The sequence below is a fragment of the Streptomyces sp. NPDC017979 genome, from assembly GCF_044328175.1.
In the GTDB taxonomy this organism is placed as follows: Bacteria; Actinomycetota; Actinomycetes; order Streptomycetales; family Streptomycetaceae; genus Streptomyces.
Genome location: NZ_JBIRGU010000013.1, coordinates 153,893 through 173,394 on the forward strand (window position 1 = coordinate 153,893; position 19,502 = coordinate 173,394).

Consider the following 19,502-nt stretch of genomic DNA (forward strand, 5'->3'; position numbering starts at 1 on the left):
AGTCCGTCCAGACTGTTTGTATGATCGATCGATGGTCGGTTGATGCCGTACCGTCGGCCCATGCCCGCCACTGCGCCCCGAACTGCACGCCGTACCCAGCGTCAACGCCGCGAGGAGACGCGTCAGCGCCTTCTCGACGCCACGGTCGAGTGTCTCGTCGAATACGGGTTCGCGGGCACCACGACGCAGCGGGTGCAGGAGCGTGCGGGGATCTCGCGCGGTGCGCTGCTGCACCACTACGCCTCGAAGGCCGATCTGCTGGCTGCGGCGACGCACCACGTGGCCGAGGCCCGGCTCGCCGCACTGCGGGCGCACCTGGAGCCCGCGGAGACGGACGACCGCGGGCGGGGCCTCGCCCTGCTGCGTGGCGCGATGTCCGGTCCGCACTTCCTGGCCGGCCTGGAGCTGTGGCTCGCGGCCCGCACCGACCCGCTGTTGAGGGGCGCGCTGCTGCCGGCGGAGCGCGAGGTGGGCGCGGCGCAGCGCGAGGTGCTGGCGCAGGTCTTCGGGCCGGACGTCACCGCGCGAGCGGACTTCCCGCTGCTGTGCGAGTCCTTGTTGGTGCTGCACCGAGGGCTGGCGCTGACCAGCGTGCTCAGGGACGAGCCGGGCTTCGACGAGGAGTTGCTGCGACTCTGGGTGGAGCGCTTCCTCGGGGCACCCGAGGCCGGCCCGTGAGCGGCGCAGACACACGCGAGACGGGGTCTGCTCGGGTCACGGGAAGAGCATGATGCCGAAGACGACCACCACGACGATGGCGAGGACCACGATCGCGATCTTCCACGCCGTGCTGTGCTGAAGCGGCAAGCCGGGCGGGCCGCTGCCGCGACCGCGCGGCCGGTCCTCCGGCAGTTCCGGGTTGGGCGGTCTGTCGTGCTTGTAGAACTCTTCGTCAGCCATGGTCATCACCTGCCGGAACCACACCTGCGAAATCGGTGCCGGCCCGAACGAGGTCGGGCCCCGAGGGAACTTCCTACCGAAAATCCTACTCTTGGGTCGCGCATCGGGCCCGGCCGCCGGGACCGCCGCGGAGCGGCCCCGGGCGTGCCCTCAAAGCCCCGTTCGCCGGGCGCGGCCCCGGGCGGTCACGGTGCGTTCCACAGGTGGTGCACGGCGTACGTGCGCCAGGGGCGCCAGTGCTCCCGGTCCGTCGCCCCGGCGCCGGCGCGGCGGACGCCGGCCGCCAGCGCCGCGTCGTCAGCCGGCAGTACGTCCGGGTCGCCGAGGGCGTGCATCCGGATGGAGCCGGCGTGCCAGGCGTCGAGGCCGGGCAGGGCGAGGAGCCGTCGCTCCGCTTCGTCCCGGTCCACGCCGGCGTCGAGGCCGAGGGTCCCGTCGGCGAGGGCTGCGGCCAGCGCCCGCAGCGCACCACGCCGCCCGTCGAACGCATCGCCCTCGCTGAACCCGTCGAACTCATCGACCTCGTCGAGGGACGCCCCGGCGAGGTCGTCCGCCGTCGGGAACAGGTGCGTCAGCCCTCCGCTGGGTACGGCCAGCGGCCGGCCGTGGGCCGCGACGAGCCGGGCACCCAGCGCCCGCCCGCGCGCCAGCGGGTCCTGCCCGCCGAGGACGACGCGCACGGCCGCCTCCTGCGGGTCGGCGGCGCCGGGTGCGCGCAGTCCGGGCCGGGCCGCGACCAGCGGGGCGAGCGCCGGGTCGGCGGCCAACCGTTCGGCGACGGCACACGGATCGGCGTCCAGGTCGAAGAGCTGCCGTACCCGCTGGGTGGCGGTGGTCAGGTCCCGCAGGTCGGTGAGGTGGAGACGGCACTCCAGCCACCCCGAGGCGGGCCCCGGCCGCTCGTTGACCTCCGCGATCGCCGGCCCTCCGGGCAGTCGCAGCGTCCGCCGGTACACCCGGCCGCCCGGTGCTCCGACGACCTCCTCGACGCCGGTGACGGCCCGGGCCGCGAGGTGGTCGAAGACCTGCCCTGCGGCGTACGGGCCGCGGTGCGCGAGCCGCAGCGACACCCCGGCCCGGCCGCCGCCCTCGGGGGCGAGCTGCCCGGCGCGCGAGGGGCGGCCTGGGCGCGCGGACCGCAGTTCGCTCGGGGTGGCCGCGTAGATGGCGCGCATGGTGTCGTTGAACTGGCGGATGCTCTTGAAGCCGGCCGCGAAGGCGATCTCCGCGGCCTGGAGCGTGGTGGTCTGGAGCAGCACGCGCGCGGTGTGCCCGCGCTGGGCGCGGGCGAGGGCGATGGGGCCGGCGCCGAGCTCCGCGGTGAGCTGGCGCTGCACCTGGCGGGCGCTGTAGCCGAGGCGGTCGGCGAGGCCCGCGACTCCTTCGCGGTCGACGACCCCGTCCCCGATCAGCCGCATCGCGCGGCCGACGAGGTCGGCGCGGACGTTCCACTCGGGGGATCCGGGGACGGCGTCGGGGCGACAGCGCCGGCAGGCCCGGTAGCCGGCGCCCTGAGCTGCGGCGGCCGTGCGGTAGAAGGTCACGTTCTGCCGCTTGGGGGTGACCGCGGGGCAGCTCGGGCGGCAGTAGATCCCGGTGGTGGAGACCGCGAAGAAGAACACCCCGTCGAAGCGGGCGTCCCTGCTAGTCACCGCCGTGTACCTGCTGTCCTCTACCGTCGTCATGCGGCCAGTATGAGCGGCTTCCGGCCGCTGGTGCTGGCGGAAATCGGACGGGACGTCGCGGTGGCCGGCAGAGGCGGCCCGGGGCGGCTTCCGGCCGTCGGAGCCGCCCCGTAGCCTGAGCCCCGCACCGCCCGGCCGACCTTCGCACACCCGTACGCACGCCACGAAGGCTCCACCGGGAAGGTCGAGGGTCGGGCCGCAGCCCGCTCGACCGCCAGGTCAAAGGGTTCAGCGCTTGGGCGTTTTCCGGCCAGACCCACTCAATGGATAACGCTTTCCCCTTGCGGGGCTCGCGACCGACGGCCGGCCCGAGCCTGCCCGTTCGACCCGTGGCCTTGACGCCTTCGACGGCTCGTCAGCGCCCGCACGAGTCCGTCAATCCCCTTGACCTACGTCCAAACCTCCCTGCATATGGGGCTGTTGTCTCGACAGATGGCCGAATGGCCTCAACTTCTTGTCGTAATCGCTTGGTTGAGTAAGATCGGCGCGCAAACGGGAGTGGAGCAGGGTCTCCACCCACCGCAACCACCCCCCACCCTCCCCAAGGGGACCCATGACGACCACTTTCAGACAATTGTGTCGCCGCACTCCATCTCGCGGGTGTGCCCCTGCGGGCACGGCGAGGAGCTGATGGCCCCCGACCAGTTCCGCCCCGTCTACCACCCGGCCGGCCACGACAACGAGTTGCGCGCCGCGCTCCAGGACTTACGGACCGGTCGCTGGTTGTCGATGCGGAACCTCCTGAACAACACCCCCGTCTGGGGGTTGTGGACCCAGCGGACCCAAGTCCTCGCCGCCGTCGCCGCCGGCTCCGACGCCGTACAGGCGTGGCGCGCCGAAGAGCCCGAGTCGCTCGCGGCCATCGTCATGCAGTGCCGGGTCGCGGTCGAGCGCGCCCTGCGGGCCCACCGGGAGAACCACCCCCGCACCCAGGAGCTGTGGCACGAGGCGTGGGAGGCGTGCCGGGTCGCGGCACAGCACGGACCGAACGACCCGGTGCCGTGGGTGTGCCTGCTCGCGCTGGCCCAACTCGACGAGAAGCAGCGCCTGGAGGAGCACCGGCAGGTGCCGCCGGGCCCCATGCTGTTCCCCGGGCCGTGGGGCCTGCTCGCCGAGGCGCACCGCCGCGACCCGTACAACCGCGAGGCGTACCACCGCATGCTCCAGTTCGTGTACGGGCGCAGGTCCGGCGGGCACCTGTCGGAGGCGGTCAACTTCGTCCAGTGGGCGGCCTCTTCGGCGCCTGCGGGCTCCGCGCTGCTGGTGCTGCCGCTGTTCGTCCGGGTCGAGCGGTACCGACGTGACCGGGGCCACGAGCGCGCCCTGGACCTGCACTGGGTCACGGAGGACGCCATCCGGGAGGCGATGCTCGCCCTGGAGGGCTGGTTCGCCCGCACCGACCCGGTCTCGTCGTCGCTGCTCGACCTGAACCACCTGGCCCACGCCCTGTGGGGCGCGGGGCGCTTCGTCGAAGCCGCCCGCGTCTTCGACGCGCTGGGGCCGTACTACACCGCTCCGCCCTGGCAGTACCGCTCCCAGAACCCCGGCGACCCGACCCTGGCGGAGGAGATCTTCCTCAGGGCGCGCAGCCGGTGCTTCACCGCCGCACGTGACGCGGGCTACTGACCCGCGCCACCGACCGTTCAGTGCGACCACCTTTCCCCCGGAGGTTCCACCGTGTCCATATCCCCACCCAGATGGTCGGCCGGCGCCGGCCAGAAGCCCGTGCTCGACGAGGAGGAACGGCTCAGGGAGCTCGGCTACCAGCCGGTGCTGGCGCGCCGGATGGGGGGCTTCGGCAACTTCGCCATCAGCTTCTCCGTCATCTCCATCCTCTCCGGGTGCATGACGCTGTACGGCTTCGGCATGAACACCGGCGGCCCTGCGGTCATGCTCTGGGGCTGGGCCGGCGTCGGCCTGTTCGTGCTCTGCGTCGGCATGGCGCTGGCCGAGGTCACCAGCGCGTACCCCACCTCCGGCGCGCTGTACTACATGGCCGACCGACTCGGCGGGCGCAAGTGGGGCTGGTACACCGGCTGGCTGAACCTGCTGGGGCTGCTGGGCGCCATCGCGGGCATCGACTACGGCGCGGCGCTCTTCCTCGGCGCCTTCCTCAACCTCCAGTTCGGCTTCGATCCGACGCCCGAGTCCACCTTCCTGATCTTCCTCGGGATCCTGCTGCTGCACGCCACGCTCAACCTCTTCGGGGTGAAGCTGGTGAGCGTGCTGAACTCGATCAGCGTGTGGTGGCACATCGGCGGTGTCGCCCTGATCGTCGGCGCCATCGTGATCATTCCGGACAGCCACCAGTCGCCGGAGTTCGTGTTCACCGAGTTCGTGAACAACACCGGGTGGGAGAACCCCTTCTACGTCGCGGCGATCGGCCTGCTGCTCGCCCAGTACACCTTCTCCGGGTACGACGCCTCCGCGCACCTGTCGGAGGAGACGTCGAACGCCTCGGTGACCGCGGCCCGCGGCATCGTCCGCGCGATCTGGGCCTCCTGGATCGCCGGCTTCGTGCTGCTGATGGCGCTCACCTTCGCCATCCAGGACTACGACGGGGCGCTGAACAGCGAGACGGGCGTGCCACCGGCACAGATCCTGCTGGACGCGCTGGGGTCGAACGGGGCCGCGGCGCTGCTGCTGGTGGTGATCGTGGCGCAGCTCTTCTGCGGCAACGCCGAGGTCGCCGCGGCCAGCCGCATGGTGTTCGCGTTCAGCCGGGACAACGCGCTGCCGGGCTCCACGCTGTGGCGGAAGGTGAGCCGCCGGACGCAGACGCCGGTGCCGGCCGTGTGGCTGGCGGTGGGCTTCGCGGCCGTGCTCGCCCTGCCGTCGCTGTGGTCGACGACGGCGTACGGCGCGGTGACCGCGATCAACGTCATCGGCATCACGCCGGCGTACATCATCCCGGTCTATCTGAAGCTGCGGGCGGGCGACCGGTTCGAGCCGGGGCCCTGGACGCTGGGCAAGTGGAGCAAGCCCATCGGATGGGTCGCCGTGGCGTGGGTGGTCTGCGTGACCGTGCTGTTCCTGCTGCCCCAGACCAACCCGGTGACCGTCGACACGATGAACTACGCATCGGTCGCGCTGGTCTCCGTGCTCACCCTGGCCACGATCTGGTGGTTCGTGGCGCGCCGCTCGTACAGCACGCCGCAGTCGTACGGTTCGGCCCGTGAGCAGGCCGAGATCTCCGACCAGATCGTCTGAGTCGTCGCACCGTCCCCCCGGGGCCCGGTTCCGCGCGTGGAACCGGGCCCTTTCGGCGTCTTCGCCCCCGTGGAGCAGCGTCCCGGGCGAGCCGTCAGGCCCGATTGTCAGTGGTGCGCGACAGACTTGACGGCCCAGCACCTTTTCGAGGGGGAAGGCCAGGACATGACCGATCTTGAACTCGCCGCGGCACAGGCGTACGTACGGCTGCTCAGCGCCACCCGGGCGGTGCTCGACGACGGGCAGCGACCCGTGCCGGCGCTGCCCTTGCTGACCGCGCCCATGGCCGAGGCGGACGAGGCGTTGGACGCCCTCGGCATGGCGGGCAACGAGGCCGCGTTCTTCTCGCTGGTGACCCGGCTCCAACCGGTGCCGTACGACGAGCGGTCGCTGTGACGGGCGCTGGCGTCGGGTCCCGTCGAAGGGCGTCGCGGTGCGCCCCCATGACCTCATCTGTCCGGAGGATCACGTTCCGTCGGGGCTCTCACCTGTTGCCGGGAACGACCGTAAATCGCCCTAGGCGACCCTGATGGAGCTGATTACCCTCCCGGGCGACCACAGAGGGGACCTCGCTGCGGCGGGGTCGGTGAGGGGGACGAATGAAGAGCGCACTGCGGCGCCACATCGCCGTGGCGGGGGCCCTGGCCCTGCTCCCGCTGATGACCGTGGCCGCGCACGCCGAGGACGACCGACCGCCGTCCGAGGACCGACCGCTGTCCGCTGACGCGCTCGCGGCGATGAGCCCGGAGCAGCAGGGGAAGGTGCTGGCGCCGCTGCGGGCGGCGGCGGACGCCGCGGCCCAGGTGGGTCAGGGCGCCGGGGCGGACGTCTACACGCAGGTCGAGTTGGCGCCCGACTACCGCTCCGTCCGGGTCTATCTGACCAACGTGAGCAAGGGGGGCCGGTTCCTGTCCGCGGTGCGCAAGAGCGCCCCCGCAGTGGACACCGGTCTCATCGAGATCCGCCGCGGCAAGAAGACGCGGACCGCGCTGATGGCCGAGATGACCGCGCTGACCAGCCGCAAGGACCTGCCGTTCGCCATCACCCTGGCGGGCGCCTCGGTCGACGGCGGGACGATCCGGCTCGCCGTGGACGACCCCGCTGCGGCCCGGCGCCACTTCGCCTCGCCGGCGGTGGCCGCGCAGCGCGAGTCAACGGCGGCCACCCCCGTCGCGGTGAGCGCCGGCACGCCATCCGCGGCGCTGAGCCGGGAGAACGACTACGCGCCGTTCTACGCGGGCGCAGCGCTCGGCCCCGGCTTCGGCGGCCGCTCCCAGTGCACCAGCGGCATCCCGGCGATCAGCACCTGGGACGGCCGGCAGTGGCTGGTGACCGCCGGCCACTGCTACAACGTCAACGACCACGTCAACACCCTCGGCGGCAACTACGTCGGCCAGGTCAAGTACAAGCGCCCCGAGATCGACTCGGCCTTCATCGAGACCCGGACCAACCGCTACACCTGGGACGGCGTCGACGCCCAGGGCTACACCCGCTACCTCAACGGGGTGCGCAACGTCGCCGTGAACGACTTCACCTGTCAGCTCGGCTACAACTCCAAGGTCGTGTGCAACATCCGCACCGTGTACGCGGGGAACGCGAACTGGCCCGTCAACGGAACGACGGTGTGGGGCAGTTACGGCGTGCCGCACGCCGGCGGCGTCGTCGGCCGCGGCGGCGACAGCGGCGGACCGGTCATCACCATCAACGACCCGAACTCCCGCCAGCTCAACGGCATCATCAGCTACGGCACCGGGTGCAACGCCGCCAAGGAGTGCAGCGGCGGGGTGGCCTGGGTCGACGTCTGGGCCATCTTCAACGGGTTCGCGATCAAGCTGAACCCGTCCTGACGCCGGCGCACGGGACGGGACGGGCGGTGCTGCACGTCCGCTCCGCCCGTCCCGTCCACCCATGAGTGCGGGGGGCTCAGACGTAGGGCTTCCGTTTGTCGTCGGAGCCCAGGTGCGTGGTGGCCCAGCGGTACGCGACGCGCAGCACCACGCCCCACGTCACCAGCCAGCAGAGGGCGAAGGCCCAGATGACCCCGGCGTTGCCGGTCGCGATCCCGGTGAATAGCAGGACCAGCGAGACCACGGCGGCCACGGCGAGGGCCCAGCGGCCCGGGAGCGCAGCGGCCTGCAGATGCCGCGCTCGACATGCGCCGCCCAGCAGCCGCAGCCGCCACCGCAGGCTCCGGTCCCCGGTCAGGTGCCGTTCCGTCTCCTCCAACAGCCGCTGCTCCCGAGCGTTCAGGTGGTGGGCCTTCACCGCCCTCACCTCCGTACCTCAGGATGCCGGTGCATCCGCTGCCCCCACTCCACGCTACGACGATCCGGGCGCCTCGGCCCGTCCACCGCACGGGCCCGGCCTCACTCCGGATGCAGGACGGCGGCGCCGGTGAAGCGGCCCGCCGCCAGGTCGGCGAGCGCCTGGTCGGCCCGGCCCATCGGGTAGCGCTGGACGTGCACCCGGGGCCGGTGCCGGGCCGCCTCCGCGAGGTAGGCGCGGCCGTCCTCCCGGGTGTTCGCGGTGACGCTGCGCAACGTCCGCTCCTGGAACAGGTGCCGCTGGTAGGAGAGCACGGGCACGTCGGTGAGGTGGATGCCGGCGACGGACAGGGTGCCGCCGCGGTCCAACGCGGCGAGCGCGACCGGGACCAGGTCGCCGACCGGGGCGAAGAGGATCGCCGCGTCGAGCGGTTCCGGCGGGGCGTCCCGGGGGCCGCGCGCGGAGGCGGCGCCGAGGTCGAGTGCGAGGTCCCGGGCGGCTCCGCCGCGGGTGAGGACGTGGACGGTGGCGCCCCGCGCGATGGCGAGTTGGGCCGTCAGATGGGCGGACGCCCCGAATCCGTAGATCCCGAGCCGCCCCCCGTCGGGCAACTCGGCGCGGTTGAGCGCCCGGTATCCGATGATGCCGGCGCACAGCCAGGGCGCGATCTCCTCGTCGGGCACGCCGTCGGGCAGGTGGTAGGCGTAGCGCGCGTCGGCAACGGTGTACCGCGCGTATCCGCCGTGCAGGTCCCAGCCGGTGTAGCGGGACCGGGGGCACAGGTTCTCCCGTCCGGTGCGACAGTACGGGCAGGTGCCGCAGGTGCCGGCGAGCCACGCCACGCCGACCCGGTCGCCCGGCGCGAAGCCGGCCGCGTCGTCACCGGCCGCGATCACCCGTCCCACGACCTCGTGCCCCGGGGTGCACTGTTCGACGTGCGGGGCGAGGTCGCCCTCCGCGAGGTGGAGGTCGGTCCGGCAGACCCCGCAGGCGCTGACTTCGATCAGCAGGTCGTGCGGGCCCGGGCCGGCGAGCGGGCGGCGCACGCGGCGCAGCGGGTGCTCGGCGGCCGGTGCGGGCCGCTCGACGACCCAGGCCACGGTGGAGTCGGGCAGGAGCGCGGCCATCGCTTCACCTCCGCCTTCCCCCCGGCGGTCCCCTTTCCCAGTCGATCACACGTGGCCGGCGCCGGCCACGTACGGGCCCGAGCTCGGGCCCGTAACGCCCCGTGCGCGTTCCCCCAGGGCACGGCTGCTGCGTCCAGAGGCACCAAGGGAAGCGCACAGGACTTCGCGGACACGAGCTAAGGCTCCCGCACTGTCGTGGCGATCACCCCGACCACCACCTTGCGGACCTCCGCGGGCTGCGGCGCGGCCCCGGTCCGGTCGGCGAAGAGGAGGTGTCCGGCGCCGATCAGGGTGGGAGCGAGGACGTCGACGTCGGCGGTGGGCTCGATCCGGCCGTGGTCGCGCTCGGCTTCGAGGTACCCGGCGAGCCCGGCGGCGGCCTCGGTGAGCAGCGGGACGCCCGTCGGCGCGTCCTCGCGCAGCCGGGCGCGCAGGCCGTCACGGGAGGTGACCAGGGCGACCAGGGCCACGGCGACGGGCCCGAAGACCTCGGTCAGCGCCGTCGTGAGGCGGTCGACGACCGTCCCGGTCCCGGCCGCCGCACGCAGGGCGGCGGACCGCTCCCGGACGCGGGCGGTCTGGTCCCGCACGAGTTCGGCGAGGAAGGCGTCGAAGTCGGCGAAGTGCCGGTGCAGCACGCCCTTGGCGCAGCCGGCCTCCTCGGTGACGGCCCGGCTGGTCAGTGCGTTCGGGCCGGCGCGCAGCAGCACGCGCTCGGCGGCGTCGAAGAGCTGTTGGCGCGGGTCGTGCAGCGCCACTCCGGTCGGCACCCGCGGCCTCCTTCCGTCCCGGCTCGATTCCGCCCTCGACGATTGACCAGTGGGCGAACGCCCACTCATAGTGGGCAGATGCCCACTATACCTTCGGGGCCCGAGCGCGCCGGGGCCGGCGAGCCTCATCGGCAGCACCCGGTGGCCCGCTCCTTCGGCGCGGACGCCACCCGCTACGACCGCGCCCGCCCCCGCTACCCCGACGCCCTGGTGCGCCGGATCCTCGATCTGGCGCACTCCCCCGGCCCTCCGCACGTCGTCGACGTCGGCTGCGGCACCGGCATCGTCGCCCGACAGCTCCTGGGCGCCGGCTGCCAGGTGCTCGGCGTCGAGCCCGACCCCCGCATGGCCGACCTGGCACGGCGGTCGAAGGTCGTGGTGGAGGAGGCGACGTTCGAGGACTGGGACCCGGCCGGGCTGACGTACGACGCGGTCGTCGCCGGCCAGGCGTGGCACTGGGTCGACCCGGTCGCGGGCGCCGTCAAGGCCGCGCGCACCCTGCGTCCTGGCGGTCTGCTGGCGCCGTTCTGGAACTCCTTCGAACTCCCGCCGGACCTGGCGGACGCGGTCACCGAAGCCTGCCGCACGCTGCCGGACGCCCCCTTCGGCGTACGGGCCCTCGGGCGGGGCACGGCCGACGGGTACGGGACCCTGGTCGGCAGTGCCGTGGCGGGGATCCGGGCGACGGGCGCCTTCACGGAGCCGGCGCAGTGGCGGCACGACTGGGAGCGGACGTACACCAAGGACGCCTGGCTCGACCAACTGCCCACCCAGGGCGCCTTCACCCGGCTCCCCGCGTCCGCGCTGGCCGCGGTGCTGGACGCGGTCGGCGCCGCGGTCGACGCGCGGGGCGGCAGCTTCACGATGCGCTACGCCACGGTGGCGGTGACGGCGCTGGCCCGGGACGGCGGCTGACGCCCCGGCCGCATCGGTCACCGGTCGCCGCACCGGTCGCGCCGTACGGATCGGCGCGGGGGTACGCCGTGCCCTCTGGGGGAAGTACTTCCGGTGGTCGGGCCCGTCCACCGGGCCCGCCGGTACCGCGGCGGCACCGTCCCACCGCCGTGTACCGATTCACCGCGAAGGAGCCGGTGCATGGACCGTCAAAGACCCTTAGTGCTCGATCCGACCGCTGCCGACCGGCGCGGCGAGGACGCCGCCCTGCGCGAGCGCGGCCCGCTGACCCGCGTCGACGTCCTCGGCGAAAAGGTGTGGGCGGTCAGCGACCGCACGTTGTTGAAGCAGTTGCTGATGGACGGCCGCATCTCCAAGGACGCCGTGCAGCACTGGCCGCGCTACCCCGACGAGACCCGGGACTGGCCCCTGAACCTCTGGGTCGGGGTGCGGAACATGTTCACCGCGTACGGCGCCGACCACCGGCGCCTGCGGCGGCTGATCTCCCCGGCCTTCGCGGGCCGCCGGATCGCCGCCCTCGCCCCTCGGATCGAGGCGATCGCCGGCGACCTCCTCGACGAACTCGCCGCCGAGCCTCCCGGGACGGTCGTGGACCTGCGCGAGCGCTTCGCCGCCCCGCTGCCGATCCGGGTGATCAGCCACCTCCTCGGACTGCCGGACGAACGGGCCAACGGCTTCCGCAGCATGGTCGACGGCGTCTTCGACAGCACCCTCACCGGAGCGGAGGCCGAGGCCAACACCCTGGCCTTCCGTAAGACGCTGACGGAGCTGATCGACGAGAAGCGGAGCAGCCCCGGCGACGACCTCACCACCCGCCTGATCGACGCCAGGGACACCGAGGGCGACGGCACCGGGCTGAGCGACGGCGAACTGGTGGACAGCCTCATGCTGATGGTCAGCGCCGGCTACGAGACCACGATCAATCTGATCGACCACGCGTTCGTCGCACTGCTCACCCACCCCGAGCAGCGGTCCGCGCTCCTCGCGGGCGCGGTGTCGTACGAGGACGTGGTGGAGGAGACCCTGCGTTGGCAGGCCCCCGTCCCCTTCCTGCCGATGCGGTTCGCCACGGTGGACATCGACCTGCCCGACGGCGTCACGATCCGGACGGGCGAGGCGATCCTCGCCGCCTACAGCGCGGCGAACACCCACCCGGACGCGTACGGGCCGGACGCGGACCGCTTCGACCCGGCCCGGGTCGACCGGTCCCATCTGACGTTCGGCCACGGGGTCCACGTCTGCCTCGGCGCGGCCCTGGCCCGGTTGGAGGGCGCCATCGCCCTGCGGACGGCCCTGGACCGCTTTCCGCGGTTGGCGCTCGCGGTCCCGGCGGCCGAACTCCGTCCGGTGCCGTCCTTCCTCTCCAACGGTCACCGCAGCGTGCCGGCCGTGCTGGCGCCAGGGGCGCCAGCATGACGAAGGGGCGCGGCGGGCCGTTCGGCCTGCCGCGCCCCCACCGGGACCCGCTCGATCAGACGACGGGCGCCGGGTACGTCGGGTACTCCACCCCGGAGACGTGCTGGACGACCCGGATGACCTGGCACGAGTAGCCGAACTCGTTGTCGTACCAGAGGTAGAGGATCGCGTCGTCGCCCTCGACCTTGGTGGCGCCGGCGTCCACGATCGAGGCGTGCCGGGAGCCGATGAAGTCGCTCGACACGGCGTCCGGCGCGCTGGTGTAGTCGATCTGCCGCTTCAGCGGGGAGGTCAGCGAGACGTTGCGGAGGTGGTCCAGCACCTCTTCGCGGGTGGTCTCGCGGCCCAGCCGCAGGCTGAGGATGGCGATGGACACGTCCGGGACGGGGACCCGGATGGAGCTGCCGGTGATCCGCGCGTTGAGGTCGGGCAGCGCCTTGGCGACGGCGGAGGCGGCACCGGTCTCGGTGATCACCATGTTCAGCGGCGCGGAGCGACCGCGGCGCTCGGACTTGTGGAAGTTGTCCAGCAGGTTCTGGTCGTTGGTGAACGAGTGGACGGTCTCCACGTGGCCGCGCAGCACGCCGAACTCGTCCGCCATCGCCTTCAGCGGCGGGACGATCGCGTTGGTGGTGCAGGAGGCGCAGGACAGGATCTGCTCGTCCGGCTTGATCGTGTCGTGGTTGACGCCGTGCACGATGTTCGGGACGTCGCCCTTGCCCGGGGCGGTCAGCACGACCTTGTCGATGCCGGGGCGCAGGTGCTTCGACAGCCCCGCGCGGTCGCGCCACTTGCCGGTGTTGTCGATCAGGATGGCGTTCTTGATGCCGTACGCCGTGTAGTCGACCTCGGTCGGGTCGCCGGCGTAGATCACCTTGATCTCGTTGCCGTTGGCGGTGATGGTGCTGGTCGCCTCGTCCACGGTGATGGTGCCCTGGAACTGGCCGTGGATGGAGTCGCGACGCAGCAGCGAAGCGCGCTTGACCAGGTCGTCGCCGGGCTCGCCGGAGCCGCGGCGCACCACGATGGCGCGCAGCCGCAGTCCGTTGCCGGAGCCCGCCTTCTCGATCAGGAGGCGGGCGACGAGGCGGCCGATGCGGCCGAAGCCGTAGAGCACGACGTCGCGCGGCTCGCGGCACTCGATCTTGTTCGCCCCGGTGGCGCCGGCGACGGCGTCCGCGGTGAACTCCTCGACCGACAGGCCGCGCCCGTCGGTGCGGTAGAGCGCGGCGAGCATGCCGAGGTCGATCTGGGACGGGCCGAGGTCCAGCCCGGTGAGGGCCTGGAGGAACGGCATCGTCTCGGTGACCGACAGCTCCTCGCCGGCGATCTGCCGGGCGAAGCGGTGGGCCTTGAGGATGCTGATCACCGACTTGTTCACCAGGGAGCGGCTGTGCAGCAGGACGGTGACGTCCCGCTCGCGCTGCAGCTTCCCGATGATCGGGATCATCGCCTCCGCGATCTCCTCGCGGTTCTTCCAGTTGGTGAACGAGTCCTCGTTGACAGTCACGGGCCTATCTTTCGAGCTAGGTGGCGCTCACATGCGGCGCTCACATGTTAACCACACGCTCCTTTGAGCATTCAAACACCCCCCGTCACCCGCGTCCGCGCGCGATCCCCGCACCCGCGCCGAGGAGTTATCTGCGTACGGTGTATCCAGTAACTGTGTACAGTGGGCAGCGCGCATCCAGCGGATTCCCGCGTTTCTCCCCAGAGCGCCAGAGGAGAGAGCTCAGCCATGCCCGCCGCAGGTCCCGAAGGCCCCTACGACCACGACACCGGCGCCCCGGTCCCCAGTGCACCGGACGCCGCCCCCCGCCTCGCCGACAGCCATGACCTCATCGAGGTCCGCGGAGCCCGGGAGAACAACCTCCGCAACGTCTCCGTCGACCTCCCCAAGCGCCGGCTCACCGTCTTCACCGGCGTCTCCGGCTCCGGCAAGTCGTCCCTCGTCTTCGGCACCATCGCCGCCGAGTCGCAGCGCCTGTTCAACGAGACGTACACCAGCTTCGTCCAGTCGTTCATGCCCTCGGTCGGCCGGCCCGACGTGGACGCGCTGCGCAACCTCAGCGCCGCGATCGTGGTCGACCAGGAGCGCATGGGCGCCAACTCCCGCTCCACGGTGGGCACCGCCACCGACGCGTACACCATGCTGCGGATCGTCTTCAGCCGCCTCGGCGAGCCGTACGTGGGCCCCTCGCACCACTTCGGCTTCAACAACGCCGAGGGCATGTGCCCGCGGTGCGAGGGCATCGGTCGAATATCCGACGTCGACCTCGACCAGGTCGTCGACCGGTCCAAGTCGCTGCGCGAGGGCGCGATCACCGTCCCCGGCTTCGCGGTGGACTCCTGGCAGTGGCAGGTGATGGCCGAATCGGGCTTCTACGACCCGGACAAGAAGGTCGCCGACTTCACCGAGGCGGAACTCGCCGACCTGCTGCACAAGCCGACGACCAAGATCAAGGTGGGCTCCAGCAACCTCACGTACGAGGGGCTCGTACCGCGCATCCACCGCAGCTTCCTGGCCAAGGACCGCGAGGCGATGCAGGCCCACATCCGCGCCTTCGTGGACCGGGCCGTCGTCTTCGGCGAGTGCCCGGAGTGCGCCGGCGCCCGCCTCAACCGCACCGCGCTGGACTGTCGCATCGGCGGGTTGAACATCGCCGAGTGCGCCGCCCTCCAGATCAACGACCTGGCCGCCTTCGTGCACAAGCTGGACGCGCCCGCCGTGGCACCGCTCCTGGCCAACCTGGGCCAACTGCTGGACTCCCTGGTGGAGATCGGCCTCGGCTACCTCAGCCTGGACCGCACCTCCTCCACCCTCTCCGGCGGCGAGTCCCAGCGGGTCAAGATGGTCCGGCACCTCGGCTCACCGCTCGCGGACGTCACGTACGTCTTCGACGAGCCGACCACCGGACTGCACCCGCACGACATCCAGCGGATGAACGGGCTGCTGCTGCGGCTGCGCGACAAGGGCAACACGGTCCTGGTGGTCGAGCACAAGCCCGACGTCATCTCGATCGCCGACCACGTGGTGGACCTCGGGCCCGGCGCCGGCACCGAGGGAGGCGTGATCGGCTACGCGGGCGACGTCGCCGGACTGCGCTCCTCCCCCACCCTCACCGGCCGCCACCTCGGCCACCGGGCCGCCCTGCGGGACGCGGTGCGCCGCCCCACCGGGCACGTGTCGATCGAGAACGCCACGCTGCACAACCTGAAGAACGTCTCGGTGGACGTGCCCCTCGGCGTGCTGACCGTGGTCACCGGCGTCGCCGGCTCCGGAAAGAGCTCCCTCGTCCACGGGTACCTCTCCGGCCGCGAGGGGGTGGTGGTGGCCGACCAGTCCCCCATCCGCGGTTCGCGCCGCTCCAACCCGGCGACGTACACCGGCCTGCTCAACTCGGTGCGCACCGCCTTCGCCAAGGCCAACGGAGTCAAGGCGGCCCTGTTCAGCGCCAACTCCGAGGGCGCCTGTCCCGCCTGCAACGGCGCCGGGCTCATCTACACCGACCTGGCGATGATGGCCGGCGTGAGCACGGTCTGCGAGAAGTGCGAGGGCAAGCGCTACACCCCGGAGGTCCTCACCTACCGGCTGCGCGGCAAGAACGTCAGCGAGGTCCTGGACATGCCGGTGAAGGAGGCGTACGAGTTCTTCCCCTCGGGCCAGGCGCACGCCGTCCTCGGCCGGCTCGCCGACGTGGGCCTCGGCTACCTGCGGCTCGGCCAGCCCCTGAACACCCTCTCCGGCGGTGAGCGCCAGCGGCTGAAGCTCGCCATCCACATGGCGGAGAAGGCGTCGACGTACGTCCTCGACGAGCCGACCACCGGACTGCACCTGGCCGACGTCGACAAGTTGCTGGCGCTGCTCGACCGACTGGTGGACGGCGGCAACTCGGTCATCGTGATCGAACACCACCTCGCGGTGATGGCCCACGCCGACTGGATCGTCGACATCGGACCGGGCGGCGGCCACGACGGCGGCGAGGTCGTCTTCACCGGCACCCCGCGTCAACTCGTCAGCGACGGCGACACCCTGACCGCGCGTCATCTTCGGGCGTACGTCAACGGCGGCTAGGGCGCTGCTGATGGATCAGGCTGGATCAGGTGGGGGTCCCCCCACGCCCTTCGGGCGTAGGGGGAGGGGTCTGGTGCCGTGGATCTCCCCCTGTGCCCTGCGGGCACGGGGGGGGACCCCAGCGGAGGAGGGAGTCAATGCGGTGGGGGTACCTCCCGTGCCCTCAGGGCACAGGGTGGGGGCACCTCCCGTGCCCGAACGGCTACGGGGGAGAGGCATGGTGCCAGGCCACACGAGCCCAGCAAGATCCATCAGCAGCGCCCTCACCCCGACTTGACGGTGGTCGTCCGGGGGCGGGAGCGCGGCGCCGCCCCGCCCCCGGGCGCAGGGGCGACCGGGCCGGCGTGTTCCACCTCACCATCCGCATGCCGGACGCGCCCTGCCGCCATCCGCCGACGGCCCGCTAGGGTGACCGGTGCAGCTGGTTCGCCCCCGTCCGCCAGGCGGGAAGCGTCGCAAGAGGGAACCCGGTGGGAATCCGGGACTGCCCCGCAGCGGTGAGCGGGAACGACCGCCGTCATACGCACTGGGTCCGCGAGGACCTGGGAAGCGACGGCCAGTAGGTGTCCGCCGGGAGACCGGCAGGCGTGCCCGCGAGTCCGAAGACCTGCCCGTTGCCCGCACGCGGACGATCCGCGCGCGGAACTCCCGGTGACCTCGTGGGCGGGTCGGCGTGCACTGCGAACGGACGACCGCGCAACCGGCGCGCACCCCCTTCGCACCGTCACCCCTTCGCGCCCCGTCCCGTCACCGGGACCTCAGGGATCCATCTCGCGAAGGAGATCTCCGTGACCACGAAGTCCGCAGCCGCGGCAGCACGGGCCACCGTGTACGGCTACCCCCGTCAGGGCCGGGGCCGGGAGTTGAAGAAGGCCGTCGAGGGCTACTGGAAGGGGCGCGTCAGCGCCGCAGCCCTGCACGCCACCGCCGCGGAGTTGCGCCGCTCCAACTGGCAGGAGTTGGCGGCGGCCGGCGTCGACGAGGTCCCGACCGGTGACTTCTCGTACTACGACCACGTGCTGGACGCCTCCGTCATGGTGGGCGCCGTCCCCGAGCGCCACCGGGCGGCCGTCGCCGCGGACGCCCTCGACGGGTACTTCGCGATGGCCCGCGGCACGCAGGACGTGGCGCCGCTGGAAATGACCAAGTGGTTCGACACCAACTACCACTACCTGGTGCCGGAGTTGGGCCCGGACTCGGTGTTCACCGCCGACTCGACCAAGCAGGTCGCCGAGGTGACCGAGGCCCTGGCGCTCGGGCTGACCCCGCGCCCCGTCCTCGTCGGACCCGTCACCTATCTGCTGCTGGCCAAGCCCGCCCCCGGGGTGGCCGCGGACTTCGACCCGCTCACCCTCCTGGACCGGCTCCTGCCGGTGTACGCCGAGGTCCTCGCCGATCTCCGCGCGGCCGGCGCCGCCTGGGTGCAACTCGACGAACCCGCGCTCGTCCAGGACCGCACCTCGGCCGAGCTGAACGCGGCCGACCGCGCCTACCGGGTCCTCGGCACCCTGGCGGACCGTCCGAAGCTGCTGGTCGCCTCCTACTTCGGCCGGCTCGGCGCCGCGTTGCCCACCCTCGCCGCAGCCCCGGTCGACGGGCTCGCCCTGGACTTCACCGAGTCCGCCGCCGCCAACCTCGACGCGCTGGCCGCCGTCGGGGGCCTGACCGGCAAGCGCCTGGTCGCCGGCGTCGTCAACGGACGCAACATCTGGGCGAACGACCTGGAGAAGTCCCTCGCCACCCTGGGCACCCTCCTCGGCCTCGCCGACCACGTCGACGTCGCCGCCTCCTGCTCCCTGCTGCACGTCCCCCTGGACGCGGCCCTGGAGCGGGACGTCGACCCGCAGATCCTGCGCTGGCTCTCCTTCGCCCGGCAGAAGGTCGCCGAGGTCGTCGCCCTCGCCAAGGGGCTGGCCCTCGGCACCGACGCCATCACCGCGGAACTCACCGCCAACCGGGCGGCGCTCGCCTCCCGCGCCACCTCGCCCATCACCCGGGACCCGGCCGTGCGCGCCCGTGCCGAAGCCGTCACCGACGCCGACGCCCGGCGCTCCCGGCCCTACCGCGAGCGGACGGTGGCGCAGCGCGAACGCCTCGGGCTGCCGCTGCTGCCTACCACCACCATCGGCTCGTTCCCGCAGACCGACGAACTGCGGGTGGCCCGGGCGGACCTGCGGGCCGGCCGGATCGACACCGCCGGTTACGAGGAACGGATCCGGGCCGAGATCGCCGAGGTGCTCTCCTTCCAGGAGAAGACCGGCCTGGACGTCCTGGTGCACGGCGAGCCCGAGCGCAACGACATGGTCCAGTACTTCGCCGAGCAGCTCACCGGCTACCTGGCCACCCAGCACGGCTGGGTGCAGTCGTACGGCACCCGCTACGTCCGACCGCCGATCCTCGCCGGCGACATCTCCCGCCCCGAGCCGATGACGGTGCGCTGGACGACGTACGCCCAGTCGCTGACCGACCGTCCCGTCAAGGGCATGCTCACCGGCCCGGTGACCATGCTCGCCTGGTCCTTCGTCCGTGACGACCAGCCCCTCGGCGACACCGCCCGGCAAGTCGCCCTCGCCCTGCGCGACGAGGTCGACGACCTGGAGGCGGCCGGCACTTCGGTGATCCAGGTCGACGAGCCGGCGCTGCGCGAGACCCTGCCGCTGCGCGCCGCGGACCGGCCCGCGTACCTCGCCTGGGCCACCGAGGCGTTCCGGCTCACCACCGGCGGCGTCGCGCCGGGCACCCAGATCCACACCCACATGTGCTACGCCGAGTTCGGCGACATCGTCCAAGCCATCGACGACCTCGATGCCGACGTCATCAGCCTGGAGGCCACCCGCTCCCACATGCAGGTGGCCGGCGAACTCGCCTCCCACGGCTATCCGCGGGAGGCCGGGCCCGGCGTGTGGGACATCCACTCGCCGCGGGTGCCGAGCGTCGAGGAGGCCGCCGCGCTGCTGCGCACCGGGCTGGAGGGCATCCCCGCCGAACGGCTGTGGGTCAACCCCGACTGCGGTCTGAAGACCCGGGGTTGGGCCGAGACCCGGGCCTCCCTGGAACACCTCGTCGCCGCCGCGCGCACCGTCCGCGCGGAGCTGCGCCCGTCGTGACCGCGGGGTCCCGCCGCGGCAGGGGCGCGCGT

The 19,502-nt window shown here is 72.4% G+C and carries 15 protein-coding genes and 1 riboswitch; of the genes, 9 read left to right on the forward strand and 6 right to left on the reverse strand.

Annotated features, from left to right (window positions below; translation table 11 throughout):
• Positions 1-60 precede the first annotated feature (60 nt).
• The gene (locus ACH4E8_RS28265; RefSeq protein ID WP_398453339.1) at positions 61-678 is read left to right on the forward strand and encodes a TetR/AcrR family transcriptional regulator; all 618 of its coding nucleotides are present in this window, start codon (positions 61-63) and stop codon (positions 676-678) included.
• A 36-nt stretch (positions 679-714) separates the two neighbouring features.
• On the opposite strand, the gene ACH4E8_RS28270 is transcribed toward ACH4E8_RS28265, so the two are convergent.
• Together ACH4E8_RS28270 and ACH4E8_RS28275 are read right to left on the reverse strand one after the other, a co-directional pair.
• Positions 715-900, reverse strand: a complete 186-nt coding sequence (locus ACH4E8_RS28270; RefSeq protein ID WP_398453342.1) for a hypothetical protein — start codon at positions 898-900, stop codon at positions 715-717.
• A gap of 185 nt (positions 901-1,085) precedes the next feature.
• On the reverse strand, positions 1,086-2,585 hold the full coding sequence (locus ACH4E8_RS28275) for a bifunctional transcriptional activator/DNA repair enzyme AdaA (RefSeq protein WP_398453344.1): 1,500 nt from the start codon (positions 2,583-2,585) through the stop codon (positions 1,086-1,088).
• A 630-nt stretch (positions 2,586-3,215) separates the two neighbouring features.
• Here ACH4E8_RS28275 and ACH4E8_RS28280 point away from each other — a divergent pair.
• The 4 genes from ACH4E8_RS28280 (at position 3,216) to ACH4E8_RS28295 (ending at position 7,642) form a co-directional block, all read left to right on the forward strand.
• The gene (locus tag ACH4E8_RS28280) at positions 3,216-4,211 is read left to right on the forward strand and encodes a hypothetical protein (RefSeq protein ID WP_398453347.1); all 996 of its coding nucleotides are present in this window, start codon (positions 3,216-3,218) and stop codon (positions 4,209-4,211) included.
• 159 nt (positions 4,212-4,370) lie between these two features.
• Positions 4,371-5,795 (forward strand): amino acid permease, encoded by a 1,425-nt coding sequence (locus ACH4E8_RS28285; RefSeq protein WP_398453475.1) that lies wholly within the window; start codon positions 4,371-4,373, stop codon positions 5,793-5,795.
• Positions 5,796-5,960: 165 nt separating this feature from the next.
• On the forward strand, positions 5,961-6,191 hold the full coding sequence (locus ACH4E8_RS28290; protein WP_398453350.1) for a hypothetical protein: 231 nt from the start codon (positions 5,961-5,963) through the stop codon (positions 6,189-6,191).
• Between the two features lie 203 nt (positions 6,192-6,394).
• On the forward strand, positions 6,395-7,642 hold the full coding sequence (locus tag ACH4E8_RS28295; RefSeq protein WP_398453353.1) for a hypothetical protein: 1,248 nt from the start codon (positions 6,395-6,397) through the stop codon (positions 7,640-7,642).
• A 76-nt stretch (positions 7,643-7,718) separates the two neighbouring features.
• Here ACH4E8_RS28295 and ACH4E8_RS28300 read toward each other — a convergent pair whose 3' ends face one another.
• The 3 genes from ACH4E8_RS28300 to ACH4E8_RS28310 all read right to left on the reverse strand — a co-directional run bounded on the left by ACH4E8_RS28300 (position 7,719) and on the right by ACH4E8_RS28310 (position 9,957).
• A complete protein-coding gene (locus ACH4E8_RS28300) occupies positions 7,719-8,060 on the reverse strand; it encodes a hypothetical protein (RefSeq protein ID WP_398453356.1) in 342 nt (113 codons plus the stop codon).
• Between the two features lie 101 nt (positions 8,061-8,161).
• Entirely contained in the window at positions 8,162-9,187 is a 1,026-nt protein-coding gene (locus ACH4E8_RS28305; protein ID WP_398453359.1) for a zinc-binding alcohol dehydrogenase family protein, read from the reverse strand.
• Between the two features lie 176 nt (positions 9,188-9,363).
• Positions 9,364-9,957, reverse strand: a complete 594-nt coding sequence (locus ACH4E8_RS28310) for a TetR/AcrR family transcriptional regulator (RefSeq protein WP_398453362.1) — start codon at positions 9,955-9,957, stop codon at positions 9,364-9,366.
• A 78-nt stretch (positions 9,958-10,035) separates the two neighbouring features.
• On the opposite strand from ACH4E8_RS28310, the gene ACH4E8_RS28315 reads away from it, so the two are divergent.
• Positions 10,036-10,872, forward strand: coding sequence for a class I SAM-dependent methyltransferase (locus tag ACH4E8_RS28315; protein ID WP_398453364.1), 837 nt, complete (start codon positions 10,036-10,038; stop codon positions 10,870-10,872).
• Positions 10,873-11,052: 180 nt separating this feature from the next.
• Entirely contained in the window at positions 11,053-12,288 is a 1,236-nt protein-coding gene (locus ACH4E8_RS28320; RefSeq protein WP_398453367.1) for a cytochrome P450, read from the forward strand.
• A gap of 55 nt (positions 12,289-12,343) precedes the next feature.
• Here the strand turns inward: ACH4E8_RS28320 and ACH4E8_RS28325 are convergent, their stop codons facing one another.
• Positions 12,344-13,798, reverse strand: a complete 1,455-nt coding sequence (locus tag ACH4E8_RS28325) for a glyceraldehyde-3-phosphate dehydrogenase (protein ID WP_398453370.1) — start codon at positions 13,796-13,798, stop codon at positions 12,344-12,346.
• A 228-nt stretch (positions 13,799-14,026) separates the two neighbouring features.
• On the opposite strand from ACH4E8_RS28325, the gene ACH4E8_RS28330 reads away from it, so the two are divergent.
• Together ACH4E8_RS28330 and metE are read left to right on the forward strand one after the other, a co-directional pair.
• Positions 14,027-16,363, forward strand: coding sequence for an ATP-binding cassette domain-containing protein (locus ACH4E8_RS28330; protein WP_398453373.1), 2,337 nt, complete (start codon positions 14,027-14,029; stop codon positions 16,361-16,363).
• Positions 16,364-16,820: 457 nt separating this feature from the next.
• A riboswitch (cobalamin riboswitch) is annotated at positions 16,821-16,972 on the forward strand.
• Positions 16,973-17,151: 179 nt separating this feature from the next.
• Complete coding sequence (gene metE, locus ACH4E8_RS28335; protein ID WP_398453376.1) at positions 17,152-19,470, forward strand: 5-methyltetrahydropteroyltriglutamate--homocysteine S-methyltransferase; 2,319 nt, start codon at positions 17,152-17,154, stop codon at positions 19,468-19,470.
• The last annotated feature ends 32 nt before the right edge of the window (positions 19,471-19,502 follow it).